This window comes from Pseudomonas floridensis, assembly GCF_002087235.1.
Taxonomy (GTDB): domain Bacteria; phylum Pseudomonadota; class Gammaproteobacteria; order Pseudomonadales; family Pseudomonadaceae; genus Aquipseudomonas; species Aquipseudomonas floridensis.
The window spans coordinates 1-24,660 of record NZ_MUIO01000092.1 but is presented as its reverse complement, the minus strand read 5'-3'; the positions used below and the strand labels follow the sequence as shown (position 1 = coordinate 24,660).

Here is a 24,660-nt window from a genome sequence, read left to right as displayed (position 1 = left end):
AGGTGCTAAGCCTCGAACCAGGTTTTCAACCGGTCCCTGAAGCTCTGAATCAAAGGTTCTCTTGCCCGGCCGCGTCGCAGCGCCAGGGAAAAGGGTGCCTGATAGCCGAAGGTGGCAGGCAACAGGACTTTGAGGCGCTTCTGATCCACCCAGAACTGCGCATAGTGCTCTGGCAGATAGCCGATATAAGCCCCGGAGAGCACCAGAATCAGCTGCGCTTCCATCGATTCGACCGTTGCGGCGCTGTCTTTGAAGCCGTGACGGGCGAGTTCGGACTGGCTCCAGTAGCCACGACCGACCATGCGCTGCTGGGCAATGATTTCAGCCGGGATCCGCCGTTGCTCGAACAGCTCGTGTCGGTCGCTGCAATACAACCAGTGCTGTTCGCGGTAGAGCGCCTGGTACATCAAACCGTTCATGCGGATGGAAAAGGCACCGATGGCCAGATCCAGACGATTCTCCAGCAAGCCCAGCTGCAGTTGCGCCGGACTGAGCACTGAAAGGTGCAGGTGCACAGCGGGATGCTCCTTGCTGTACGCCCCGATGACCTCGGCCAGCGGCAGTGCCCGGTCACTGACGGTGGAATCGAGGACACCGAGGTTCAACGTGCCTCGCAAGTCGCCCTTGAGGGCCGCGCTGTAGCGCTCGAAGCCTTCGAGTTCCGCCAGCAGACGCAAGGTTTCCTGATGAAACAGCTCGCCTTTGCTGGTCAGACTGAAACCGCCGCGTCCGCGATGACACAGCACCAGACCGAGTTGGGTTTCAAGCTGGCTCATGTACGTGCTGATTGCCGAGGTCGACAGGTTGAGTTCCTGTTGCGCTGCCGCGAACCCCTGATGGCGTACCACGCTGGCGAAGATACGCAGCAGTTTGAGGTCGGGCAGGGCAGAAGACATGAGGGCTCCGGTGCGGTTTGGCTGGTCGCAGTCTAATCATGGCGGGCGTGCGGGCAAGTGTTGTTTTCCGAAATTCTGGCGACCGAAGCTCGTAATGGCGGCACACGTCGGTGCGGCCGGGACCGGGCGATAGTTTAGAAATGTCTGAACTAAGTATTTGCTGACAGCGATTCTTTTGCCTGCGTGGCGTCACCAGAATGGCCGCACATTCATCAGTACGACATGAGGCCTTTCGTGGACAAGACTTTCCACCAGCCACTGGGCGGTAATGAAATGCCCCGATTCGGCGGGATCGCCACCATGCTGCGTCTGCCCCATGTGCAAGCCCCTGAAGAGCTGGATCGGCTGGACGCCGCTTTCGTCGGCATTCCCCTGGATGTCGGCACGTCGCTGCGGCCGGGCACCCGTTTCGGACCACGCGGGATTCGCGCCGAATCGGTGATGATCCGCCCGTACAACATGGCCACCGGCGCCGCCCCCTTCGATTCCTTGAACGTGGCCGATATCGGCGATGTAGCGATCAACACCTTCAACCTGCTGGACAGCGTGCGCATCATTGAGCAAGCGTACGACCGCATTCTCGCTCACGGCATCATCCCCCTGACCCTTGGGGGCGACCATACCCTGACCTTGCCGATCCTGCGCGCCATCCATAAGAAACACGGCAAGGTCGGACTGGTGCACATCGATGCCCACGCCGACGTCAACGATCACATGTTCGGCGAGAAGATCGCTCACGGCACCACCTTCCGTCGCGCCCAGGAAGAAGGCCTGCTGGATAGCGAACGGGTGGTGCAGATTGGCTTGCGGGCGCAGGGGTACACCGCTGAAGACTTCAACTGGAGCCGTAAACAAGGCTTTCGCGTGGTGCAGGCCGAGGAATGCTGGCACCAATCGCTGTCGCCATTGATGGCTCAAGTGCGCGAGAAAGTAGGCGGTGGGCCGGTTTATCTATCGTTCGATATTGATGGCATCGATCCCGCATGGGCGCCGGGTACCGGTACGCCTGAAGTGGGCGGCCTGACCACTATTCAGGCGCTGGAGATTATTCGCGGCTGCCACGGTCTGGACCTGATCGGTTGCGATCTGGTGGAAGTGTCGCCGCCGTACGACACCACCGGCAACACTTCGCTGTTGGGCGCCAACCTGCTGTACGAAATGTTGTGCGTGCTGCCCGGCGTCGTACGCCGCTGAGCGTCAGGACCGGGGCACAGAACAAGTGTGACAGAAGAATAATCAGATCGACCCTCCGTCCGGGGTTAACAGGCGGCCATAAAGGGTCAGCGTGCCTGCGCTGGCCTTACAACAACCGTGACAGGTGCTGGAGCGACACATGAGCCATTCGACGCGTGCCGAAACCCCTGACAAAACCCGAATCGAAACCTGGGGCGTCGAGCAGATACCCGACAGCCAGCGTCATGCACGCCCGCTTGATCTGTTCCGCCTGATCTTCGGCGGTGCCAATACGTTTTCTACGGCAGTGCTGGGCAGCTTTCCGGTGCTGTTCGGGTTGTCGTTTCAAGCCGGCCTCTGGTCGATTGTGCTCGGCGTGATGCTCGGGGCGCTGATTCTTGCCCCCATGGGGCTGTTTGGCGCGCTTAACGGGACCAATAACGCGGTCTCGTCCGGGGCGCATTTCGGCGTGCACGGGCGCATCATCGGATCGTTCCTGTCACTGCTCACGGCCATCGCGTTCTTTTCCCTGTCGGTATGGAGTTCCGGCGACGCGCTGGTCGGCGGCGCCCAGCGACTGGTGGGCCTGCCGGAAAACGAGCTGAGCCTGGGGCTGGCTTACGGCCTGTTCGCAATACTGGTGCTGGTGGTGTGCATCTTCGGCTTCCGCTTCATGCTGTGGGTCAACAAGATCGCGGTGTAGGCGTCCAGCTTGCTGTTTCTGCTGGGCATCTTCGCGTTTGCCGGCCCCTTCGATTCAGGCTACGCCGGCAGCGTCGATCTGCAGCAACCAGGTTTCTGGGCAGCGTTTGTCGGCGCTGCACTGCTGGCCATGAGCAATCCGGTATCGTTTGGCGCGTTTCTGGGCGACTGGTCGCGCTACATCCCGCGTGAGACCTCAGGGACGCGAATCATGCTCGCCGTATTGGCCGCGCAAGCCGCTACGTTGATTCCGTTTCTGTTCGGGCTGTGCACCGCAACCCTGGTGGCCAGTCAGGCACCGCAGTACATCGAGACCAGTAATTACGTCGGCGGGTTGCTGGCCATTTCGCCAGGCTGGTTCTTTCTGCCGGTGTGCCTGATTGCAGTGATCGGCGGCTTGTCCACCGGCACCACCGCGTTGTATGGCACCGGGCTGGACATGTCGAGCCTCTTCCCACGGCTGCTCAGCCGGGCCGCAGCGACTTTGCTGATTGGCATTGCTGCCATCACTTTCATTTTCATCGGCCGTTTTACCTTCAATCTGGTGCAGAGCGTGTCCACCTTCGCGGTGCTGATCATTACCTGCACCAGCCCGTGGATGGTGGTCATGATCCTCGGACTCATCGCTCGTCGCGGCTTCTACCACGCAGATGATCTGCAAGTGTTCACCCGTGGCCAGCGGGGAGGGCATTACTGGTTTCACCATGGCTGGAACTGGCGCGGCCTGGGTGCCTGGATTCCCAGCGCAGCGACGGGCCTGTGCTTCGTCAATCTGCCAGGCCAATTCGTCGGCCCGCTGGGTGAGCTGGCTGGTGGCATCGACATCAGCCTGCCGGTCACGTTGGGGCTGGCGACGCTGCTGTATCTGACCTTATTGCGCACCTTTCCCGAGCCTTGCGGGGTCTACGGCCCCAGGGGCGCGCATCCGATGCTGGGCCGCAAGGCGCTGAGCAGCGCCGCGAAACCGGCATCCGTTCACCCGTGACCGGTACTGCGCCCGATGCCGGCGCAGACGATGAGGCATGCCCATGAAACTGGAACTCTTTCGTACGCTGTGGGGCTATCGCGGCGCCTGGCAGCAAGCGCTGGACGAGGCGCTGGCCGCAGGCTTCGACGGACTTGAAGCCCGCATCCCCGAACAAAGCGCCGAGCGCGCGGCATTCGCGGCCTTTCTGCGCGACAACCGGGCGCCCTACATCGCGATTCTTTTCACCTCGACGCCTGTGCTGCCGCTGCAATCGGCCACGCCCGCCGATCATCTGGCCGATTTCGCCCGCAAGCTGCAATTGGCGGCTGACCTTGAGCCGCGCTTTGTCAACGTACTGGCCGGGAACGATCGCTGGCCTTTGGCGCAGCAAGTGGATTTCTTCGGTGAGGCGCTGCAAATCGCTGCACGCAGTGGCCTCACGTGCAGCTTCGAAACACACCGGGCCCGGTCGCTGTTCAATCCCTGGCTTACCCTGCAACTGATCGGACAAGTGCCTGATCTGCGTTTTACCAGCGACATCAGTCATTGGGTGGTGACCTGCGAGCGCCTGTTGAACGATCCGGCCGACGATTTGCGCGCCTTCGTCGAGCGCGTGCACCACATTCAGGCGCGGGTCGGTTATGACCAGGGACCTCAAGTGCCGCATCCGGCAGCGCCCGAGTATGCCGAGGCGCTGGCGTTTCATCAGCAGCACTGGGCCGATATCTGGCAATCGCAGCTGGCCCGCGGCTATACCGGCACGACCATGACCCCGGAATTCGGCCCCGACGGCTATCTGCATCACTTGCCGTTCACCGACGTGCCCGTGGCGGACTTATGGAGCCTCAATGCCTGGATGGGCCGGACCGAGCGTGAGCATTTCAATACTTTCCTCAATCCACTCACGAGGCCACTGTCATGAGCGAACGACTTGCTTTCACGCAAATTCCCGTGGTCGATGTCCAGGGTCTGTTCAGTGAGCGTATCGAGGAGCGTCAGGCCGTGGCTCAAGCGCTGGGCGACGCCGCTCGGCATGTCGGCTTTCTGTACATCACAGGGCACGGCATCGGGGCGAGGCTGATCGACAACCTGCACCGCGCCGCCGAGCACTATTTCGCTCAGCCGCTGGACGCCAAGATGATCCATTACATCGGTACCTCGCAGACTCATAAAGGCTTCGTCCCGGAGGGGGAAGAGATGTATGGCACCGGCAGGCCGGACCACAAAGAGGCTTTCGACGTGGGTTTCGAAGTGCCCGCCGACCATCCACTGGTGCTCGCCGGAACCCCGTTGCTGGGCCCGAACGACTGGCCAGCGCTGCCCGGATTTCAGGCCGCAGTGCAGGCTTACTATCAGGCTGTGTTCGCCTTGGGGCATCAGCTGTTTCGGGGTTTTGCCCTGGCGCTTGGCCTGGACGAGCACTGCTTCGATGAGATGGCGTGTTTCCCGCCCTCCAAACTGCGCCTGATCCATTACCCGTTCGATGTCACGGCCGAGGACGCTCCAGGCATCGGCGCGCACACCGACTATGAGTGCTTCACCATTCTCCAGGCCGATCAGCCCGGGCTTGAAGTGATGAACGAGCAGGGGGCGTGGATCGATGCGCCGCCGCTGCCGGAAGCCTTTGTCGTCAACATCGGCGACATGCTGGAAGTGATGACCAATGGCGCGTTCGTGGCCACGGCTCATCGGGTGCGCAAGGTCAGACAGGAGCGCTATTCCTTTCCACTGTTCTATGCCTGCGATTACCACACCCTGATCAAGCCCTTGCCGCAGTTTGCCGGCGATGGGGACGGCTATGAGGAAATCGCCATTGGCGAGCACATGTGGGCCCAGGCTTTGCAAACCTATCGATACCTGCGCCAGCGCGTGGCCAGCGGGCAACTTGCCCTGCCGGAACGCGCCAGAAAGCCATCAAGCTTCGGGCACCTGAAAACCAGAGCGTGACTTCGTGATCTGCCTTTTCCCTCAATCTGGAATGACTACTATGCAAAACACCACGTTTTCACGCCTTGCCACATCCGTTCTGGGGCTGACGTTATTCGCCGCAGCCGTGCAGGCCGCTCCCACCGCCACACCCGGCACGCTCAAGGTCGGCATGGAGATTTCCTACCCGCCGTTCGAGTCCTGGGACGGTGACAAGGTCGTGGGGTTCGACCCGGACATTTCCAATGCGCTGGCCAAACACCTGGGTGATCTTAAGGTGGAGTTCGTCGACACGCGTTTCCCGAACCTGATCCTGGGCCTGAACGCCAACCGCTTCGACACCATCATTTCGGGCATGTACATCACCGAGGAGCGGACCAGACAGGCCGAGGCAATCCCCTATGCGCAGGTGGGCGCTTCGATCATGGTGCGCGGCGACAACACCGCCAAGCCGCAGCAGCCGGAAGATTTATGCGGGATGAAAGTCGGCCTGCAGCAGGGCACCAACTGGATCAACCAGCTCAAGGCCGTGTCCGCCGACTACTGTGCTAAACAGAACAAAGGCGAAATTGCCATCAGCGAATTTCCCACCACCGCCGAAGCGTCGCAAGCGTTGATGTCCGGCAATATCCAGGCGCATCTGGAAATCTCCGCAGCGTCGCAAATGATCGTCGACAAGGCCCGTGGCCGCATTCTGATCAGTTCTCAGAAAGCGCTGTACCCGCAAACGCTGGGCATCTATGTGAAGAAGGGCAACGCCGAACTGGCTGACAAGCTGCGTAGCGCCGTGCAAAGCTTCAAGAGCAGCAGCAAATACAGCGAGATCCTCAAGAAATACAACCTGGAACCGGCATGAGTCTGTCCGACTGCTAACTGAACGCGCAGGCCACAGCGCCTGCGCTGTTGTTGGGCGATGCCTTCACCTTCCATCTGTTGTCCGAGGTCATCATGGCATTCGATTGGGCTTATTTTTTCTCGCTGTTTTCCGTGTCCGCTTTCTGGAAAGCCTGCCTTACCGTAGTTCAGTTGAGCACCCTGTCCTGGACTCTGGGACTGGCGCTGGGCTTCCTGCTCGCCAGCGCGAAACTGTCCCGCCACGCGTGGCTGAGCATACCGGCAAGTTTTTATATCTGGCTGTTTCGCAGCATTCCGCTCCTGGTGCTGCTGGTATTCGTTTACAACCTGCCGCAGCTTTTCCCGTCGACCGGCAGTCTGCTTTCGCAACCGTTCTATTCCGGGCTCATCGCGCTGGTTTTGACCGAGACCGCTTACATGGCCGAGATCCATCGCAGCGGTCTGCTATCAGTCCTCAAGGGCCAGCATGAAGCCGCCAAGGCCCTCGGTATTCGCGGCATCGGTGCCCAGCGTCTGGTGGTGATTCCTCAGGCGATCCGCATCGCGTTGCCGACCCTGACCAATGAATACGTGACGATCGTCAAACTGACCTCGCTGGTGTCAGTGATCTCCCTGAATGAATTACTGCTGGTGGGTCAGCGCATGTACGCGCAAAATTTTCTGGTGCTGGAAACCCTGGCGGCAGTGGCGGTGTATTACGTACTGATCGTGACAGTGTTCGGCTGGTTGTTGCAGTGGGCCGAGCGGCATCTGGATCTGAGCCGTAAAAAAGCCCAGACCTTGAATGACGAGCAGACTGGTGCCTTGCGTCAGCCAGCCGATCAGCTCGGAACGCGCTTCGAGAAAGCTGCCGGGCAGGCCGACGCGCTGTCTTTGCGCAGTATTCACAAGCGCTACGGCAATCATGAAGTGCTCAAGGGCATCGATCTGAATGTGCGCCAAGGCGAAGTAATCTCCATCATCGGGCCGTCCGGCTCGGGCAAGACGTCGCTGATCCGCACGATCAACAACCTGGAGCGGATCGACAAAGGCGAAATCGTGTTATTCGGCCATGCGTTTATTGCGGCCGGTGACCGCCCGGATTCGTCCACCATCCGCCAGGGCATCAGGCGCATTGGCATGGTGTTCCAGAATTTCAACCTGTTCCCGCACCGCACCATTCTCGACAACGTGATTCTGGCGCCGCGCTATTACGGATTGGCCGACACCCGCGAGCTGCGCCGCAGGGGGCATGCGCTGCTTGATCGCGTAGGGTTGCTGGCGCATGCCGACAAGTACCCGCATCAGTTGTCGGGCGGTCAGCAGCAACGCGTGGCCATTGCCCGCGCACTGGCTATGGAGCCGGACATCATGCTCTTCGACGAACCGACGTCGGCGCTCGATCCTGAACTGGTGGGCGATGTGCTCAATGTCATTCGGGATCTGGCCGAGGAGGGCATGACCATGCTGATCGTGACCCATGAGATGGATTTTGCGCTGTCGATCTCGGATCGCATTGTTTTCATGGAAAACGGCCATGTGGCGGCCGACGCGTCGCCAGCCGAGCTTCGCAGTGAAGGCGATGAGCGGGTTCGCCGCTTCATCGGTCTGCAACAGGAGGCCGTCGCATGACAACGTGCGCAGAGTTTCTCGTCCGCCAGTTGCAGGCGTGGGGCGTCGATACCGTGTTCGGTATTCCGGGCGTGCACACCGTCGAGTTGTATCGCGGCTTGCCAGGCAGTGGGATTCGCCATATCACACCGCGTCATGAGCAGGGTGCCGGGTTCATGGCCGACGGTTACGCAAGGGTCAGTGGCAAGCCGGGCGTGTGCTTCATCATCACCGGACCTGGCATGACCAATCTGCTCACGGCGATGGGGCAGGCTTATGCCGACTCCATCCCGATGCTGGTGATCTCAAGCGTCAACGAGCGTTCACGGCTGGGCCAGGGCAACGGCTACTTGCACGAGCTGCCGGATCAGCGGGCGATGGTGGCGGGTGTCAGTGCGTTCAGTCATACCTTGGCGTGTGTCGACGATCTGCCCGGCGTGCTGGCCAGGGCCTACGCGGTGTTTGATGGCGAGCGCCCAAGGCCAGTGCACATTGAATTGCCGCTCGACGTCATGGTCGCTGCGGCCGACCACTTGCAACTCGGTGTACGTCAGGTGGCTGCGCGACCAGCGCCTGACCCGCGCCTGATTCATCAGGCGGTGGCCCGCTTGCGGCAGGCCGAACGACCGCTTTTACTGCTGGGCGGTGGCTGCGTGGGGGCGGTGCAGGAGGCTCGAAAACTGGCCACTTGTCTCGATGCGCCCACGGCACTGACCATTAATGCCAAAGGCCTGCTGCCCGCCGATCATCCGCTGTTGGTTGGCAGTAACCAGTCGCTGGTTCCGGTGCGGCGACTGGCGCTGGACGCCGATGTGGTATTGGCCATCGGCACCGAGCTGGGCGAGACCGATTATGACGTGGTGTTCGACGGCAACTTCCGGATAGGCGGCGAACTGATCCGCATCGACATCGACGCTGCGCAACTGAACCGAAACCACGCGCCGAGCCTGGCGATTCAGAGCGATGCACGACAGGCCATGCAGGCTCTGCTGAACACGTTGCCGAATCGTGTCCAGGACCTTGACAGTCCGGGCGCACTGACGGCCGCTATGGTACGCAGACAACTGGCCGACGAGTTTGGCGGGTGGGTGCATTACCGGCGACTGTTCGACTGCATTCTTGAGGTGCTGCCTGACGCACGCTTCGTGGGTGACTCGACCCAGACGGTCTACAGTGGCAATCATCTGGTCGACCTGGATGGCCCGCGACGCTGGTTCAACGCGTCCACCGGTTACGGCACGCTTGGCTACGGTCTGCCTGCCGCTATCGGGGCGAAGCTTGCGGAGCCTTCACGGCCTGTGATCAGCCTGATGGGCGACGGCGGCTTCCAGTTCACATTGCCGGAGTTGGCCAGCGCTGTCGAAGCGGGTGTGGGGATTATCGTGCTCCTGTGGAATAACCACGGCTATGGCGAGATCAAGCGCTACATGCAGCGCCGCGATATCACGCCACTGGGCGTGGACATCTACACCCCGGACTTTCTGACCATCGCGCGCGGTTTCGGCTGTGTGGCCGAGCGTGCGCGTGATCATGCTCATCTGCAAACGCTGTTGCGCAAGGCACCCAGTGACCGGCCGTTGATCATTGAGGTCAACGAAGTTCCGCCGTTTGCGCATTAGGCTCTGTGGTGGCAATGTGATGGCCTCTTGTGAAGCGTTTCGCAACCTGATTCCCGACTGTGTCGGGAATCAGGCCTCGCCAGGCGACCCCGCTGACTTGCCGTCTTAATAGTATTTAATGTTCAGGCACTGACGTTGATATGTGCTCTGACATATTTCCCTTCTTACTGTATAAAGCCCCCATCGATTGCTGCGCAGGCAATCGTTGCGACGCCCTCCATTTAATTTCCGCTTTGAAAGCAGGACGTTACATGTTCAAAGAATGGCGCATGTTCTTGATCCCGTTGATGCTTGCAAGCGGCCTGATGGGACGATCTGCACAGGCGGCCATTCAGACCGACAGACCGCAGGCGCCACCCCAGGTAACCTTGAGCCCTTACACGACCGCCAAGTTAAATGCCGTGCTGAAGCAGGTCTCAAGCCATCCGGGTTTGAGCGCCGGGCAGATGACCGACATCGTCTCGTCTGCATTTCTCGACACGCCTTACAAAGCCCATGTGCTGCAAGGGTCTGCAACAACATCGGAAAAGCTGATCATCGATTTCAGCGGGCTCGACTGTTACACGTATATGGAATATGTCGAAGCGGCGCGAAAAGCCCGGTCCCGACAGGCGTTCATCAGCAACCTCGTTATGACCCGTTATGTCGATGGCATCATCAGCTTCAAGAAACGCAAGCATTTCTTCACGGACTGGGTCAGCAGGCCATACACGTTCGTCACCGACATCACCGCATCCATCAGTCCCGACACGCTGCATGTGGTGAAAACGCTGAATCTGAAGGGGGACGGTGACAAGTATCTACGTGGTTTGCCACTGGTCAGCCGGACGATCAGCTACATTCCATCTGGACACGTTGACAGTAGGGTCGTGAGTCAGCTGCATACGGGTGACCTGATCGGCTTCTACACGCCATTGCCCGGGCTGGACGTCACCCACGTCGGTTTTTTCATCATGACTGACCACGGGCCGGTGCTGCGCAACGCTTCGTCGCGCAAGGAGAATCAAAAGGTCATCGATATGCCATTTTTGGACTACGTTGCGCAGAAGCCGGGAATCATTGTGTATAGAGCCGAAAACTGAGGGCTGGAGCGTTGAGCGCAGAAAAAGCCGGCGCGCACCGCACGACTATCGAAACAGCAACGGCACGATCACAGGAGCGTCGATCATGTCCAACTCTCGCGTTCGAGGCGCCAGGTCATGAGGGCGGCAGGCCTGTTCAAATGGACCAACGTTCTGCCTTCTGAACGAACCGCATTGCTGCTGGGGTTTGCGTTTCACTTCTGCGTGCTGTCCAGCTATTACCTGGTCCGCCCCCTGCGTGATGCATTGGGCCTGGAAGGCGGCGCGGACACGTTGCAGTGGCTGTTCACCGCGACTTTTCTGGTGATGTTGCTGGCGGTGCCGCTGTTTGGCGCATTGGTATCGGGATTGCCGCCCGGACGCTTCGTGCCACTGATCTATCGCTGTATCGCATTGACGATGATCGTCTTCGGTGTGCTGATCGCCAAGCACGTTGCTCCGGTGGATGTCGGGCGCGTGTTCTTTGTCTGGATCAGCGTCTACAACCTGTTCATTGTCTCGATCTTCTGGAGCGTGCTGGTCGACCGGTTTTCCAGCGAGCAGGGGCAGCGATTATTCGGCTTTATAGCGGCGGGCGGCACCTTGGGCACGTTTATCGGGCCGTTGCTGGCGGCCACCATGGCGACCCGTCTCGGCCCGATTGCGCTGACCCTGGCGGCGGCCGTGTTGCTTGAGCTGGCGGTGCGTTGTTACAGAGGCCTGTTGTCTCGTACCGAGCCGCGCGGGCAACCAAAGCGCAGCGATCTTACCCTGGGCGGCGGCATACTGGCGGGCATCACGCTGATCTCACGCTCGCCTTACCTGCTCGGTCTGGTTCTGTTCATGTTGCTGCACACCACGGCAGCCACCTTTCTGTATTTCGAACAGGGCCGGATTGTCTCGGACAGCTACTCGGATGTGGCCAGCAGAACGCAGTTCTTTGCCGTGGTCGATCTGATTGTGTCGGCGCTGACGCTGACCTTACAGCTGCTTTTGACGGGACCGCTGATCCGCTTGATCGGCGTTGGCGGTGCGCTGGTCGCGCTGCCGCTGGCGACACTGATCGCCTTTACCGCCATGGCGCTGGCGCCTGTTCCGACGACTGTCGCCCTGGCCCAGGGTCTGCGTCGTGCCGTGGAGTTCGCCATCGTTCGTCCGGCGCGAGAGGTGCTCTGGACCGTGGTCAGCCGTGAAGCCAAGTACAAGTCCAAGAACGTCATCGAAACGCTGGTTTATCGCGGTGGAGACGCCGCCAGCGGCTGGCTGTCGGTGGGGCTGACGGCGGTCGGGGCAGGGTTTGGTGTCGTCGCCATGCTGGTCGTGCCGGTCGCAGGATTGTGGGCCGGGTTATGCCTATGGCTCGCCGGGCGGCAGAAGAAAATGGCTGCCGTGACGGACGCCAGTCCACAAAAGACACTGCACAACTGACGCCTCATCGTAGGTATTGCATCCGAATCACTCACGGAACGTGTCATCTTGATAGCGTTCAATGAAAGGTTATTGTTCTAAATAGCCAGTGCCGGATGCCGAGCGTCATATAATTAACGTTCTGTGCCTATGCGTTAGCTGGACATTCTAGGTGTCGGACGTCCTCAATCTGTCACATCCGCGCCCTACAGTACCAGCCAATGTAAGGGAATATAACCGGCGCATGAAGTTCAATAGCGTGTCGTCCACCCATTGTTGAAGATGAATCGACTAAAGCATGCGATGAGCCTGTTTCGTTCTGGCCAGTAAGGCCACGAGCGGTGTGAATACATAATCCCGATCTGGATGTCCGCTGCATGACTACCCACTGGACGACAATGGCACTGGCGGCGGCGAGCGCGGTGCTGAACGCAGGTTTCATAATGGCTGCCCCTGCGTCAAATAACGATCCGTCGGTCGTCGCCGTCATCAAGTTCGTCAAGCGTGCAGACGGTCCCGGTGTACGCTTCGATCCGGCCAGTTGCGTCAGCTGCAGTCTGGTGACAGCGCCCAACTGGAATGCCGACAACCCGCGCGAGACGGTCATCGCGCTGAACGTCCCGCGCTCAAGGACGCTTGAGCTGGGTTTCGACGGTGCAGTGACGAATACGGCGCGGGTGATCCTGGAAAGTGGGGATATCCCGTTCAGGCTCGACGACGGACGCTTGTACGTGGCCTTGCCGCCCTTGGCAGTGGATGCGATAACCGCCTGCGAAGTGTCCACGCACATTGTTGAACCTGGCATGGTTCTGCGGTTTGAGCATGCCGACCCCGTACGTCGCGCTGGCCTTTATCAGCAGGATCCGTTTCCTTCCATCGAGCGCGCCGCGGTCGATGTGCTGGCGTTCGCGCAGCGAGAAGCCGTCCGTGATCTGGGGCTGGGACGGTATGTAGAGAAACACGGGCTTGGCAGAATCCAGATCATGGGCTTCGACACCAATGCGCCTCACGGCCACGAAGATGCGCCGCCGCATATGCACATGCACCTGCGCTGGCCCGCGAACACCGGTACGCAAATCGCCCATTACTACGTTGGCACGGACGGCCTGCTGCTGCATAACATTGTCGGCGTGAAAGGCCACGATGCTCCGGAACGGCGGTTCGAACGCGGCGAGTCTTTCACCACGATCGGCCCTGATGGTCGTCCGGTCTACACCCATCGCATTACGCCACAAGGCTCACTGCAGATCAGCAGGCCCGACGGGGCGCTCTGCCTGATCGAACCCACCGGGGCAGGGGGGCCAGGCTTTGCCGGTGGCGCCCGTGTGACTTGTTCCACAGGGTCGAAACGCCTCGTTAACGTCGCTGACGATCTGCAGCGGGGCCGATTGACCGTCAGTATCGACCGTGTCCAGGAGGTCTTTTCCTACGACCCGGATACCGGCGCCCTGCGGTCCCCAATTCAACCTCCTCCCGTACCGCCCTCCGTGTATGTGGAAGCGGTAACAGGTCCGGACTTGCCATCGGCTGTGCCTGACTAAACGACCTATCCGAGGCTTTTTACGAAAAGTGACTGCGTTCGGTGATGCTGCGTTAGAACAGGCTTGGAATGCTCATTCACAACCCGTAGGACTCCGCTTCCTTGCCTGTTTTTGTCTTGCCCGACCTTGCTCGCCGATTTTTCATACAGAACCTAACAGATGACCGAGTCGCCGCTATGGCGCGAAATTAAACTCGCCTCAATATTCCTTGATATTCCTTAGGCACCTATCGAACTAAGCGTAAGAAAAAACAATAAAACCAGCACACTGTTCGTCTGGCGTTAAAGCATGTGTTCATCAGTCCAGAGTTTGAGGACTGATACTCATAAGCCAGCTCTTGAGCAAAGATGAAACTTTCAAACCCTGTTCCTGCCGTCACAATAAGGACATAAGCGTCGTAGTAGCATCGCCCAACTTTTAAACGCGGCAACGGTTATGTGTTCCGCCTTGAACTGGTGATGTTATGCCCGCGCTACTTTCATCTCGTCGTCCGCCGCACCCTGTTCGCGACTATGATCGGGTGCCAGCGGTTACGGCTGACAGGATCCGGATTCCGGCAACACCATTACCGGCAGTGGCCGTACCACGCGTGGGCGTAGGGCATATTGTCTTCGCTTGCCTTATTGCACTGGTGATACACGCGGCGGGACTTTTCTGGCTGCACAAGAGCGCGCCTGCACAACCATTGCCACCGATAACCCAGCCGATGCAGATCGCCATGCAAATGGTCGCCGCGCCCAAGCCGCCGGTTCCGGCAGCGCCTGCCGTACCGACGCCTCCGGCAGAACCACCGCCGCCACCCACGCCAGCCGAACCGCCCAAACCCATGGCCGCCACGCCAAAACCTGCCGCGCCACGTCCGCAGGCCGCCAAGCCCCAGACCAGACCTTCGACGGTCCCGAAACAGACAGCCGAGAAGCAGCCGCCAGCAGCGACGCCTCAGACGAATCCGACGCAGCCTCCGGTTCAGGCTTCACCGGCACCGAACGAGCCGCGCACCACCGCACCGATCGGGCGTGCCGGTTACCTGAACAATCCGCCGCCTGTGTATCCGCCGGCTGCCGCCAGACGGCATCAGCAGGGCACTACGCTGCTGCGGGTACACGTATTGGCCAGCGGTCGTCCGGACCAGGTCGAAGTGGCCCAGTCCAGTGGTGTTCCGGCACTCGACGACGCCGCAAAAGCGGCCGTTCGACAATGGTCATTCACTCCTGCCAAGCGCGGCGAGACTCCGGTCGATGGCTGGGTCAATGTTCCGCTTGCCTTCACACTCGCTCCTTGAGGCGCCTCGTATGACAATCGACTACTCAACACTGATTCAGCAAAGCTCCATGGGCATTTTGCTGCTGTTTTCATTGGCAACCTGGGCCGTCCTGCTGCTCAAGGTCTGGCAGCAGGGCAGGGCAAAACGTCAGAACAGGCACTACACCCAGGCGTTCTGGGAAGCACAGGATTTCGATGCCGCATTGCGCAGTGGTCCGCAGAAAAGCCAGCTGTCACGTCTTGCTCAAGTGACCACCAAAGCGCTGTCCAGCAACCAGGACGGACATGAACCGGTGGACAGTTGGAGCCGTCAGGAACTGTTGGAGCGCAGCCTGCATCAACAGATTCAAGCTGAGCGGCGTACTCTGGAAAGCGGCATGATCGTGCTGGCCTCGATCGGCAGCACCGCGCCGTTCATAGGCCTGTTCGGTACGGTGTTCGGGATCATCCACGCGTTGCAGGCCATCAGCACGGCGAAGTCGGCGAGCATTGCCGTGGTGGCAGGTCCGATCGGCGAGGCGCTGATAGCCACCGGTATTGGCATCGCCGTTGCCGTACCCGCGGTGCTGGCCTACAACTTCTTCAACCGACGGTTGAAACTCATGGTGGCGGATATGGACGCTTTTGCCGTCGATCTGCTGAACCGCGCTCAGCGTCATGCCTTCAGATTGAAAGGCGAGCGTGACGGTGTTCGCAATCTCAGCGGGGTCGCTTGAAATGGCCTTTTCCTCGAGCAATGACGACGACGCCATCAGCGACATCAACATCACGCCACTGGTGGACGTCATGCTGGTGCTGCTGGTGGTGTTTATCGTGACCGCGCCGTTACTGACCAATGCCATACCGCTAAACCTGCCACAGACGCAATCCACCGCACCGCTGGACGACGCCAAACCGGTGGCCATCAGCATCGACGTCTCCGGTGGCTTGTTTGTCGATGAACAGCCCCTGGCCGAAGAGCAGTTGCCGGACACGCTGCAGAACCTGCATGAGCGCGACCCGGAGGTGGCGCTGACCTTGCGTGCCGATACCGCGACTGACTACGGACGCGTTGCCAGGGTACTGGCCGATGTGCAGAGGTCTGGCATTACCCGACTGGCCGTGATCACCGAAAGCCCCTGATCCCGGCAACCCCGAACACTGAAACCCGATGCAGGCCTGTGGTCTGTCGCCTTCTTTCGCCTTCAGGAAATGCTTTCATGATCATGTCATCGACCTTGCACGCCTCACGTTTTCCGCTTGAACGACTGGTGTTACTAATTGGATTGCAGGCCCTGAGTCTGGCGAGTCATGCGCAGGATGTTGCGGCTCCGGTAAACGCGGCGCAAGAGCCAACTCCTGGCGCAGCCGATACCACGCTTGGTACGGTTTCGGTGATCGGTGCGGGTGAAACGCGTCAGGTTCAGCGCGTCGATGAAAAGGACATCAAGGCGTATTCGGCTGGCACCAATCCGATGAAGGTGCTTCAGCGCCTGGTTGGCGTCAGCTTCCAGTCGGGCGATCCGCTCGGTCGTGAAGAAAGCAGTCAGCGTATCAGCCTGCGTGGTTTTGACATGCATCACCTGGGCTACACGCTGGATGGCGTCACGCTGGGCAACATGAGTTTTGCCAACTTCAATGGCCTGAGTATCACCCGGGCAATCATTGCGGAAAACATCGCCAAAAGTGAGGTTGCAGCCGGCATCGGTGCCTTGGGCACGGCTTCGAACAGCAATCTGGGCGGCACAATCGCGTTTACCAGTTCTAACCCTGAAAAGGAGTTCGGTGCTCGGCTGTCGCAAACCCTTGGCGACTACAAAACCACACGCACTTTCGCGCGACTCGATACCGGCGAATACAACGGTCTGGCAGCCTATATCTCTGGGGAGAAGTACGACGCCGATGCCTGGAAAGGTCACGATAATCCGCAAGAGTCGGATGCGGTCAATGCCAAGGTGACCTACGACTTTGGCGGCAATCGCCTGAGTTTCTATCACAGCACCTCGACCCACAACGAAGCCAGTCTGCCGTCCCTGTCTAGCAGCATTATCAGGCGTCTGGGTTACAACTGGAGCTACTACACGCCTGACTGGACCCGCGCGGTGAACGCGGCCAATGGTATTTTCACCGGCGGTGTCACCCGGGCGGGGGACGCGACGTACAACGGCAGCAGCCTGCGTGACGATGAACTGGACATCCTCAGTGGCAACTTCTCGCTCAGTGATGATGTGTTGCTGGACGCGACGGTCTACCACCATCACGACTCGGGCCATGGCAACTCTTACTATCCATTCATCTACACCAACGGCAGTACGACAGTGCCGACCAACTCGATTCGCAGCACGGTCTACGGCATCAATCGCACGGGCTTTCAGACGTCGTTGACGTACTTCCTGGGCCAGCATGAGATTCAGGGTGGGTTCTGGATTCAGTCGAACAAGAGCGACATCGCCCGTTACCTGTTCGACCCGACCGGTACCGCGCCGCAGAATCATATTGTGAAAACCCATGGCTTGCCGCAGGTCGCGACCGTTCTTGCTCAGGATGACAACGACCTGACGCGCCAGTTTTATGTGCGTGACAGCTACACCTTGCTCGACGAACGCCTGAAGCTCGAGTTTGGCGCAAAGAACACGGTCACCACTTCGACCGTGGAAGGCAAAGGCGGCGGTTATGCCAGTGGCTCGCTGGAGGCGCGCGACCGTTTTCTGCCGCAGTTGGGGGCAACGTACAAACTCGATGACCAGGACGAGGTCTTCACCTCTTACTCGGAAAACGTCGCCGCGTTTCCGAGCAGCGGATACAGCCCGTTTTTCACCACGCAGGCGGCCGTGGACGCGGCAGGCGGATTCAAGCATCTCAAGCCGGAAACCTCAAAGACCGTTGAAGCCGGGGTGCGGCGCAGCAATCCGCTTTACTCGACCTCGGCTGCGATCTACACCACCCGATTCGACAATCGCCTGGTTGCCATCGCCAATTGCACCGGCATCGTGATCTGCCAGAACAGCGTGGCCAACGTCGGCTCGGTGACCAGCCGCGGCCTTGAAATGACGTTCTCGCTGACCCCCGATGAAAACTGGAGCTGGTCAAATTCTGCGTCCTACAACCGCAGCACTTACAACGATGATTACCAGAGCAATGGCAACACGGTGCATGTGAAAGGCAAAACCGTGGTCGACACGCCCAGACTGATGTATTCCAGCAGCCTGGACTGGCACTGGCAGCAATGGAACGCAGGCTTGCAGGGCAGCTACATGAGCAAGCGCTATTACACCTATACCAATGATTCCAGTGTCGCGGGCTACTGGCTGGCCAATACAACGCTGGGCTATGACTTCGGCAAACTGGGCGCCGTCAAGGACACCAGCCTGTCACTAAACGTGGTGAACCTGTTCGACAAGCGCTACATCTCGACGCTGAACACCGATGCCAGTGCTGCCAGTGATCCCACTGGCGATTTGCAGGTTCTTCAAGTTGGCAACCCGCGTAGCGCATTCGTCACCATGGCCGTTCGCCTCTGACACGCAACATCATGGAACTGAATCTGAGAGGCGAAAGGTCTGTTCGCTGCGACACAAGGCAGGGCAGGTTTGCCGACGGTAACGACTGCCAAGCGCAGTGACAGGCCTCTGATGTCCGTTACTCAGGACCCCAGCGGATATTGAATCACCACGTAGATCCGGTCGATGTCATCACCCGCCTGAGCGCTGTTGGCCCGATGCGAGACGTGTGAAAGCTGTACCGACAAGTCCTTGGCCGCTCCCGACTGGACGATGTAGTGCAGGTCGACGTCGCGTTCCCAGTGGCGGCCACCCGCGCCTTGTTGTGGCAGATATTCTCCGCGGCTCGCATCGAACGGACGGTAGGCACCGCCCTCGGGCGCATGAGTACCGTCGATATGGCTGCCAGCAACGTAACGAGTCATGAACTTCAAACCGGGCACACCGAACGCAGCGAAATCCAGGTCATAACGGAGCTGCCACGAACGCTCTTGGGCGCCATTGAAGTCAGCGTATTTGATCGAGTTGGCCAGATAGATGGAGTCGCCGCCGACGAAATCGAACGGCGTATTGCCGTTAATGCGTTGCCAGCCAAGCATGACCGCTTGTGAGCCGAAGGTATATTTACCTGAAAGACTGAACGCGGTGTTATTGATGTCGCCCGCCAACGCCTGGCCGGTATCGCGGGTGCGATAGAGGTTGGCATCCAGCAGGACACCATATTGATTCAAGTGCAGATTGGCGTAGTACTGGTGCCAGGTTTCGCTGAGGTCAGAAGCATACAAAGCGCCACCCAAAGGACTATCACCAAACAGATCAGCGCCGATGAAACTGATGCCGCCGACATCGGTACTGGCGCCGTAGCCCTGAAAATCATCTCGGCCGGTTGAGCTGTCCTGGTTCTTGAACGCGGTGAAATGCCCGGCGACCAGATTTACATGCTTGATCTCAAAGCTGTCGAGCAGGAAGCCGGTGGCGTATTCCGGCTGCAGGCGCTTGTCAGAGGTCGCGAATACTGGCGTCTCCACGGTCATTTCGCCGTAGGCGAGGGTGGTGCGCGAGGTTTTCAACTTAAGCGCACCGCCCGCGCTGGAATAGCCGCTTTCGCTGCGGCCGTCACTGTCTATCGGCAGCAATCCAGTACCGGAATGCCCTTTGCCACCGTCCAGCTTGAGGCCATAAAAAGCGTGGGCATCGACACCTGATCCAACGGCGCCGCCAGTAAAGCCTGACACAAACGTGCCGATGAATCCTTGAGCCCATTCCTGTTTGTAACTTTTGCCCGACGGCGACGGTGAACGGTAATCGTTGCTCAGGTAGAAGTTACGGATGAGCAGTTCAGACCGGGCGTCCTCAAGGAAACCGCTGGCAGACGCGGTTTCGGCCGCCAGGCAATACAGCACGGCGAGCGCAATAAAGGGCTTTGCGGAAACATTCATGTGTCGACGACCAGCGATGGCGGAAATATGCGCATGGTCCGGGAAATCGCGACGCGGGGATTGAGTGGATGTGCTGACTTGTAGCCCTCTATTTGAAGGGTTAAGCCAAGCGGAAACGCTAGCTGAGTGCACTAACGGATAGCTCGTTAACTCAGACCAGTAATGGCCTTTTGATTTTATTCGCATAACGCTAGAATTCGCCTCCCTTTTTGACCTGCATGTAAAACATTACCCAAGGAAGTCGGTATGCAATTTGGAAAAGCCATCGCTCTTGTTTTGGCATTGAGCCTCAGTGGATGCGCCAGTTTCACGAAAGATGAAGTAGCCCCGGTGAACTTGCCGTCGATGGCCGGTTATTCGAACAAGCCGAACGTCTACGTCGATTTCGATTTCTATCAGGGCGAACCCGACAGCGCCAAGGCCACCGAACTGCCGCAAGCACGCGACATGCTCCAGCCCGACCTAAAGCGAGTGTTCGAGGAGTCCGGTTTGTTCGGTCGCGTGGTCTTCGATGAATTCCAGAAGCAACCAGGTGACTACAGCCTGCGTTTGAAGGCCTATAACCATCCGCCGGGCGGTGGACAGATGGTTTGGGCGTTCGTCAGCGGCCTTACGTTCACGATCATCCCGGCGCTGGCGACCGATCAGTACACCATGAGCCTGGAAACGCTGGACGACCGTGGTCAATCGTCAGGCAAAACCAGCAATCATGATGCAATCAACACTTGGATGGGCATCTGGTTCCTGCCGCTTGCGGGCAATACGCCGAAGGCTGCGATCACCGACACTTTCAATCGGCAGGTCAATGCGCTGTTGAAGAACTGGGTTGAGAAAAACCGCGTGAAATACTCGGCACTCGACGCCCACACGCCACAGGGGTGACGATACGAAAAGAGCCGCAATCGCGGCTCTTTTTTTGGTCACTTCAATGCTTTTGTGAACTGGGGGTCGCTGTACAGGCTCTTGAGCAGTCCCTGGAGCATGGGATTGTAGTTATTCGCGGCAACCGGAATAGCGGCCGGCCCGAAGAAACTGCTGTCCCAGTCACGCTGCACATTCTTGGTGGTTTCATAAAGAACCTGATCACCTTTAATCAGCGTGAAGCGCGCAGCCAGTTCGCCATGACCGCTGCTCGCCCCGGCATAAAGCTGGCTCTTGACCAACTGAACCTGCAACTGTCGATCGGCACGTGGGTCCAGCAAACCTGCCTGCCGCAGTTCATCATTGATTGCTGCCTGAATGTGCAGTGGGATGCTGCCCTGCGGCGAAGAAATCGGATTCAGACGCACCATCAGTGAGCCTTCACCCGAATCTGCCTTCACCTGCGTCTCACGAACCGGCTGCAAAGGCGCATGTTGTTTGAGCTGCTGAACGTTCTGGAAATTGGGTTCATAGCGGGCCATTGTCACGCCGCAGCCTTGTAGCAGCAGCGCGCAGAACGGCAGAGCCAGGTAGAGCTTCTTCACAGCAAATCCTTATGTGCTTTTTAGAGGGCGCGATTATCGATATATAGCGTTGCGCCATCAAGCGTGAAAGTGCTGTGAGTCGGTAATAAAAGAACCCTGCGTTCCGCCAATGCTCAGCTACTTACAACGTCTGCTTCATACTTTCATGGCCGGGCCAGAAAGGAAGAAATCAATGGGTTCAGCACGGATGAGCATTCTTCTGGAACCCAGTGGCCGCACCCAGACAATACATGCGCTTCCACGTGAGTGGCGTAGCGACGAATGTTCTCCGGCTGCATGGCACCGAATCCCCCATTACCGCCACCGCCCACGGCCAGGACAGGCATTTTCAATCGGGTCTTGGCCAACTGCTCATTCTGCGCAATGGTTTGAGGAAGCGCTCGATAATATTCAAAGGCGTAGTGGAAAGTCTGAGGCTTGGAGTATGACCGGACATAGCGTTCTATCAGATCATCGGTGAACACCGCTTGGTTGCTCGCATGATGACGGATGAAGTGCGTCAGGAATAACCGCTCGTTTCCTTTCACCATCGCGTCGGCCAATTGGTCGGAGGCTGCAAAGAAACTGTGGTGCCAGCCCGGAGCTTCTCCAGTTGCGACAAAGGCGGGTAGCGAATAAAGCGTGTCGTCAGGAATGGTCGCTTCAATGAAGGCGGCCTTAATAATGTCCTCTGGATGACGGGCGACCATTGGATAGCTATTCCAGATACCGATATCGTGGGCAACCAGATAAAAGGCCTTGCCGGCACTCACACGCTTGGCAAGTTTGTGCAGGTATTCCGAGATATCGACCCCGGTAAAAGTCTGTGCAGGTCCTGACAGGCCAAGACCTGGCAGATCAACGGCCAAGACGGTATAGCGTTCGGCGAGTTGCGACATGAGGCTGTTCCACTCATACCATGTCTGGCCAAAACCGTGGACAAGCATCACCAGCGGGCCTCTACCACCGCGCACGAAATGTAACTCAACACCGTCGACATTTTCGTAGCCACTGCTAAAACCGTCGGGAATCGGAAACTCCTCCTGAACTGCGGCGACCGCAGGGTTCGGATCAGCATTGACCAGGATTGCACCGAATGCGAATGCCGCGAAAGCAAGTGCGATTGCATATGAGTTCATGTTTTTAGCCTTATGTATCAATAGATTATTGGACGATCAGCGACGCTGTTGAGCACGACTGCCAGGAGGAAAGGCGAAGTGGCGGGCTGCCAACGCTATGAAAAAGGCAAGAAGTGCGAGCACTGCAACGGTGGGCGGCAGCATTGATGTACCTCCATTCGTGAGCAGCGCTCCGCCAAGTGCTCCGCCGGCCGCGATGGCCAGGTTCCACGCAGTGGTCACCATTGCCTGGGCCAGGTCCACACCATCGCCAGCCGCATCAGCGGACGCGGTCTGCATCATGGCGCCGGCTCCACCAAAGCCCAGGCCCCAGACGACGGCACCCAGATAGACCGCGACGCTCTGGTCTCCCGCGACACTCAGGAGAACGGCGGTCAGAGCGAACGAAAGGATTGCGCCAAGCAGCATTCGGCGAAGCATCCGATCAACAAACCGCCCGACCAGCCAGATGCCGAGAAGCGAGCTGATTCCGAATGCCAGCAAGACAAGATCGACACGCGATTTCGAGGCTATCGAGAACGGCGCAATGTAGGTGTAGAGAATGTTGTGAGCAGTCATCCAGGTCAGAATGACGAGCAGGATCGGGATGATGCCTTTAGTCCTGACGACGCGAAGAAGCGAAGGGCGGTTGTCGCCTGTCCGGCCGGGAGCATCGGGCACTTTCACGATGATCCATCCGATTAACAGGACACCGACTGCCGAAAGCATCAGGAATGATCCGCGCCATCCCACCAGGCTGCCCAAGAACGTTCCCATCGGCACACCCAGGGAGAGCGCCAGAGGCACGCCCACCATCGCGACCGCCATTGCCGCTCCAGTCTGCTCAGGGCGAACGATGCTGCGCGCATAGCCCGCAAGTATTCCCCAGGCCAGTCCTGCGGCACACCCGGCGATGAATCGCGCTATCAATACGATGCCGATTGAGTCGGCCATCGCCGTCAACGTATTGCCGATAACGAAGCAGATGATGGTGGCGAGCAGGACGGGCCTGCGGCTGAAGCCTTGCGTGAGACTCGTAAGCGGGATTGCCGCCAACAGCGATCCCAGCGCGTAGATCGCGACAAGTTGTCCCGCGAGCGCCTGTGATATCTGCAGGCCCGAGGCGATGCCGGGCAACAGACCGGCGGGGAGTGTCTCAGTGACGATGCACAGAAAACCGCTTGCTGCGAGGCCGGCCAATGCCGCGAGGGGGAGTCGGGAGCTTGAGCCCGGAACCTCGTCGGATAGGGCTTCTGAGGGGGAAGACTGCATGGTTTTTCCTTGTGATGCCGTGTACCGCCTGCCGTGTGAGCATGGCGCCGGACGGCGTGGATATTTACGTTAATACCCACTATAGTATTTGCAACTCCCCAAAGTAAACGGTTTATGTAATGGTTATTAACGAAAAGCGGACCCGAGGCCGCCCCCGCGAATTCGAACTCGAAGACGCAGTCCAGGTCGGGCAGCATCTGTTTCACGAGCGCGGTTATGAGAATGTCAGCGTCGCGTCGCTGACCGAAGCTATCGGGATTACGCCCCCAAGCTTTTATGCGGCGTTCGGCAGCAAAGGGTCGTTTTTTAACGATGCCTTGCGGCACTATTCAGCCACGGTAGTGCCACTCGACCGTTTTTTGGTCCCCGGCAAATCACCACAGACCGCCCTGCGGGAAATGCTGACTGCTGCGGCGCACGCTTACGCGGCACACCCACAGCGCCGTGGCTGCTTCATCCTTGAACACGCGAAGGCTGGAGCTACCGAATGGGGCATCGCCGCCAAGCAAATCGCCGAAGAAAATCGCGCAAGAGTTATGGCGTTTCTCCAGACGTCCAACGTTCCGGCTCCTGACCAAATCGTGGATTATGTCGCTGCCGCAATGCTTGGCCTGTCGGCCGCCGCGAGAGAAGGGTGGGAAGAAAAGAGGCTTATTGCAGTTGTGGAAATTGCCGCGACGGGGCTTGAGCAATTGATGCGGCACGGCCAGGTTGAATGTGAGTCGTCTTGATGGCTGGTGTGGTGTATCCGAAATAAGTTTCCAATTTGAGCTATGCGTCAGATCCGTAAAAGGTGTTTCGATCATAGATGTTAAAGACGTACTTCTCACCACGATGATGTTCACGCTCCAGCGAAAGATGGTCAAGCAAGGCTGCCGCAGGGGCTTGGTTAGGGATGCTCCGATCA

General features: G+C 58.9%; 20 protein-coding genes and 1 pseudogene. 16 read left to right on the top strand and 5 right to left on the bottom strand.

Translation table 11 applies throughout. The features are described 5' to 3' along the window. Positions 1–5: 5 nt before the first annotated feature. Positions 6–896 (bottom strand): LysR family transcriptional regulator, encoded by an 891-nt coding sequence (locus tag BZK31_RS21540; RefSeq protein WP_083185259.1) that lies wholly within the window; start codon positions 894–896, stop codon positions 6–8. A gap of 234 nt (positions 897–1,130) precedes the next feature. On the opposite strand from BZK31_RS21540, the gene speB reads away from it, so the two are divergent. From speB to BZK31_RS21470, 14 genes and pseudogenes are all read left to right on the top strand, one after another. After that, the gene (gene speB / locus BZK31_RS21535; RefSeq protein ID WP_083185257.1) at positions 1,131–2,090 is read left to right on the top strand and encodes an agmatinase; all 960 of its coding nucleotides are present in this window, start codon (positions 1,131–1,133) and stop codon (positions 2,088–2,090) included. Positions 2,091–2,229: 139 nt separating this feature from the next. Further along, positions 2,230–3,756 (top strand): annotated as a pseudogene (locus BZK31_RS21530) (purine-cytosine permease family protein). Between the two features lie 43 nt (positions 3,757–3,799). Beyond that, positions 3,800–4,660 (top strand): sugar phosphate isomerase/epimerase family protein, encoded by an 861-nt coding sequence (locus tag BZK31_RS21525; protein WP_083185255.1) that lies wholly within the window; start codon positions 3,800–3,802, stop codon positions 4,658–4,660. Then, on the top strand, positions 4,657–5,685 hold the full coding sequence (locus BZK31_RS21520; protein WP_083185253.1) for an isopenicillin N synthase family dioxygenase: 1,029 nt from the start codon (positions 4,657–4,659) through the stop codon (positions 5,683–5,685). Before BZK31_RS21525 ends, BZK31_RS21520 begins: the two co-directional genes overlap by 4 nt. Before the next feature lie 40 nt (positions 5,686–5,725). Continuing rightward, positions 5,726–6,520, top strand: a complete 795-nt coding sequence (locus tag BZK31_RS21515) for an ABC transporter substrate-binding protein (RefSeq protein WP_083185251.1) — start codon at positions 5,726–5,728, stop codon at positions 6,518–6,520. A 92-nt stretch (positions 6,521–6,612) separates the two neighbouring features. Next, the gene (locus BZK31_RS21510; RefSeq protein ID WP_083185305.1) at positions 6,613–8,130 is read left to right on the top strand and encodes an amino acid ABC transporter permease/ATP-binding protein; all 1,518 of its coding nucleotides are present in this window, start codon (positions 6,613–6,615) and stop codon (positions 8,128–8,130) included. Next, positions 8,127–9,728, top strand: a complete 1,602-nt coding sequence (locus BZK31_RS21505) for a 5-guanidino-2-oxopentanoate decarboxylase (protein WP_083185249.1) — start codon at positions 8,127–8,129, stop codon at positions 9,726–9,728. The genes BZK31_RS21510 and BZK31_RS21505 overlap by 4 nt, the downstream gene beginning before the upstream one ends. Before the next feature lie 251 nt (positions 9,729–9,979). After that, the gene (locus tag BZK31_RS21500) at positions 9,980–10,810 is read left to right on the top strand and encodes an N-acetylmuramoyl-L-alanine amidase-like domain-containing protein (protein ID WP_083185247.1); all 831 of its coding nucleotides are present in this window, start codon (positions 9,980–9,982) and stop codon (positions 10,808–10,810) included. Between the two features lie 117 nt (positions 10,811–10,927). Beyond that, positions 10,928–12,217 carry an NTP/NDP exchange transporter gene (locus BZK31_RS21495; RefSeq protein WP_083185245.1) on the top strand — a complete coding sequence of 430 codons (1,290 nt, stop codon included), beginning with the start codon at positions 10,928–10,930 and terminating at the stop codon, positions 12,215–12,217. A 356-nt stretch (positions 12,218–12,573) separates the two neighbouring features. Continuing rightward, a complete protein-coding gene (locus tag BZK31_RS21490; RefSeq protein ID WP_244182712.1) occupies positions 12,574–13,737 on the top strand; it encodes a hypothetical protein in 1,164 nt (387 codons plus the stop codon). A gap of 463 nt (positions 13,738–14,200) precedes the next feature. Continuing rightward, a complete protein-coding gene (locus BZK31_RS21485) occupies positions 14,201–15,019 on the top strand; it encodes an energy transducer TonB (RefSeq protein ID WP_083185242.1) in 819 nt (272 codons plus the stop codon). 10 nt (positions 15,020–15,029) lie between these two features. After that, the gene (locus tag BZK31_RS21480) at positions 15,030–15,716 is read left to right on the top strand and encodes a MotA/TolQ/ExbB proton channel family protein (protein WP_083185240.1); all 687 of its coding nucleotides are present in this window, start codon (positions 15,030–15,032) and stop codon (positions 15,714–15,716) included. Between the two features lies 1 nt (position 15,717). Further along, positions 15,718–16,122, top strand: coding sequence for an ExbD/TolR family protein (locus BZK31_RS21475; RefSeq protein ID WP_083185239.1), 405 nt, complete (start codon positions 15,718–15,720; stop codon positions 16,120–16,122). 77 nt (positions 16,123–16,199) lie between these two features. Next, positions 16,200–18,500 (top strand): TonB-dependent receptor, encoded by a 2,301-nt coding sequence (locus BZK31_RS21470; protein WP_083185237.1) that lies wholly within the window; start codon positions 16,200–16,202, stop codon positions 18,498–18,500. A gap of 122 nt (positions 18,501–18,622) precedes the next feature. Here the strand turns inward: BZK31_RS21470 and BZK31_RS21465 are convergent, their stop codons facing one another. Then, positions 18,623–19,918: an OprD family porin gene (locus tag BZK31_RS21465; RefSeq protein ID WP_083185235.1), complete on the bottom strand. Its 1,296-nt coding sequence runs from the start codon at positions 19,916–19,918 to the stop codon at positions 18,623–18,625. Between the two features lie 246 nt (positions 19,919–20,164). Here BZK31_RS21465 and BZK31_RS21460 point away from each other — a divergent pair, with 246 nt between their 5' ends. Continuing rightward, on the top strand, positions 20,165–20,800 hold the full coding sequence (locus BZK31_RS21460; RefSeq protein ID WP_083185234.1) for a hypothetical protein: 636 nt from the start codon (positions 20,165–20,167) through the stop codon (positions 20,798–20,800). A 38-nt stretch (positions 20,801–20,838) separates the two neighbouring features. On the opposite strand, the gene BZK31_RS21455 is transcribed toward BZK31_RS21460, so the two are convergent. From BZK31_RS21455 to BZK31_RS21445, 3 genes are all read right to left on the bottom strand, one after another. Further along, complete coding sequence (locus BZK31_RS21455; RefSeq protein ID WP_083185232.1) at positions 20,839–21,384, bottom strand: hypothetical protein; 546 nt, start codon at positions 21,382–21,384, stop codon at positions 20,839–20,841. A gap of 143 nt (positions 21,385–21,527) precedes the next feature. Further along, positions 21,528–22,502, bottom strand: a complete 975-nt coding sequence (locus tag BZK31_RS21450) for an alpha/beta fold hydrolase (protein WP_083185230.1) — start codon at positions 22,500–22,502, stop codon at positions 21,528–21,530. A gap of 36 nt (positions 22,503–22,538) precedes the next feature. Then, on the bottom strand, positions 22,539–23,753 hold the full coding sequence (locus BZK31_RS21445) for an MFS transporter (RefSeq protein ID WP_083185228.1): 1,215 nt from the start codon (positions 23,751–23,753) through the stop codon (positions 22,539–22,541). Between the two features lie 119 nt (positions 23,754–23,872). Between BZK31_RS21445 and BZK31_RS21440 the strand changes: the two genes are divergently transcribed. Then, entirely contained in the window at positions 23,873–24,484 is a 612-nt protein-coding gene (locus BZK31_RS21440; RefSeq protein ID WP_083185226.1) for a TetR/AcrR family transcriptional regulator, read from the top strand. Positions 24,485–24,660: the final 176 nt, after the last annotated feature.

Bases quoted from the DNA above. Each gene is read 5' to 3' on its own strand.
- BZK31_RS21515 (WP_083185251.1), top strand. From the start codon at position 5,726: ATGCAAAACACCACGTTTTCACGCCTTGCCACATCCGTTCTGGGGCTG.
- BZK31_RS21540 (WP_083185259.1), bottom strand. From the start codon at position 896: ATGTCTTCTGCCCTGCCCGACCTCAAACTGCTGCGTATCTTCGCCAGC.
- BZK31_RS21485 (WP_083185242.1), top strand. From the start codon at position 14,201: ATGCCCGCGCTACTTTCATCTCGTCGTCCGCCGCACCCTGTTCGCGAC.
- BZK31_RS21440 (WP_083185226.1), top strand. From the start codon at position 23,873: ATGGTTATTAACGAAAAGCGGACCCGAGGCCGCCCCCGCGAATTCGAA.
- BZK31_RS21495 (WP_083185245.1), top strand. From the start codon at position 10,928: ATGAGGGCGGCAGGCCTGTTCAAATGGACCAACGTTCTGCCTTCTGAA.
- BZK31_RS21460 (WP_083185234.1), top strand. From the start codon at position 20,165: ATGCAATTTGGAAAAGCCATCGCTCTTGTTTTGGCATTGAGCCTCAGT.
- BZK31_RS21445 (WP_083185228.1), bottom strand. From the start codon at position 23,753: ATGCAGTCTTCCCCCTCAGAAGCCCTATCCGACGAGGTTCCGGGCTCA.
- BZK31_RS21450 (WP_083185230.1), bottom strand. From the start codon at position 22,502: ATGAACTCATATGCAATCGCACTTGCTTTCGCGGCATTCGCATTCGGT.
- BZK31_RS21505 (WP_083185249.1), top strand. From the start codon at position 8,127: ATGACAACGTGCGCAGAGTTTCTCGTCCGCCAGTTGCAGGCGTGGGGC.
- BZK31_RS21465 (WP_083185235.1), bottom strand. From the start codon at position 19,918: ATGAATGTTTCCGCAAAGCCCTTTATTGCGCTCGCCGTGCTGTATTGC.
- BZK31_RS21500 (WP_083185247.1), top strand. From the start codon at position 9,980: ATGTTCAAAGAATGGCGCATGTTCTTGATCCCGTTGATGCTTGCAAGC.
- BZK31_RS21525 (WP_083185255.1), top strand. From the start codon at position 3,800: ATGAAACTGGAACTCTTTCGTACGCTGTGGGGCTATCGCGGCGCCTGG.
- BZK31_RS21470 (WP_083185237.1), top strand. From the start codon at position 16,200: ATGATCATGTCATCGACCTTGCACGCCTCACGTTTTCCGCTTGAACGA.
- BZK31_RS21475 (WP_083185239.1), top strand. From the start codon at position 15,718: ATGGCCTTTTCCTCGAGCAATGACGACGACGCCATCAGCGACATCAAC.
- BZK31_RS21480 (WP_083185240.1), top strand. From the start codon at position 15,030: ATGACAATCGACTACTCAACACTGATTCAGCAAAGCTCCATGGGCATT.
- BZK31_RS21520 (WP_083185253.1), top strand. From the start codon at position 4,657: ATGAGCGAACGACTTGCTTTCACGCAAATTCCCGTGGTCGATGTCCAG.
- BZK31_RS21490 (WP_244182712.1), top strand. From the start codon at position 12,574: ATGACTACCCACTGGACGACAATGGCACTGGCGGCGGCGAGCGCGGTG.
- BZK31_RS21510 (WP_083185305.1), top strand. From the start codon at position 6,613: ATGGCATTCGATTGGGCTTATTTTTTCTCGCTGTTTTCCGTGTCCGCT.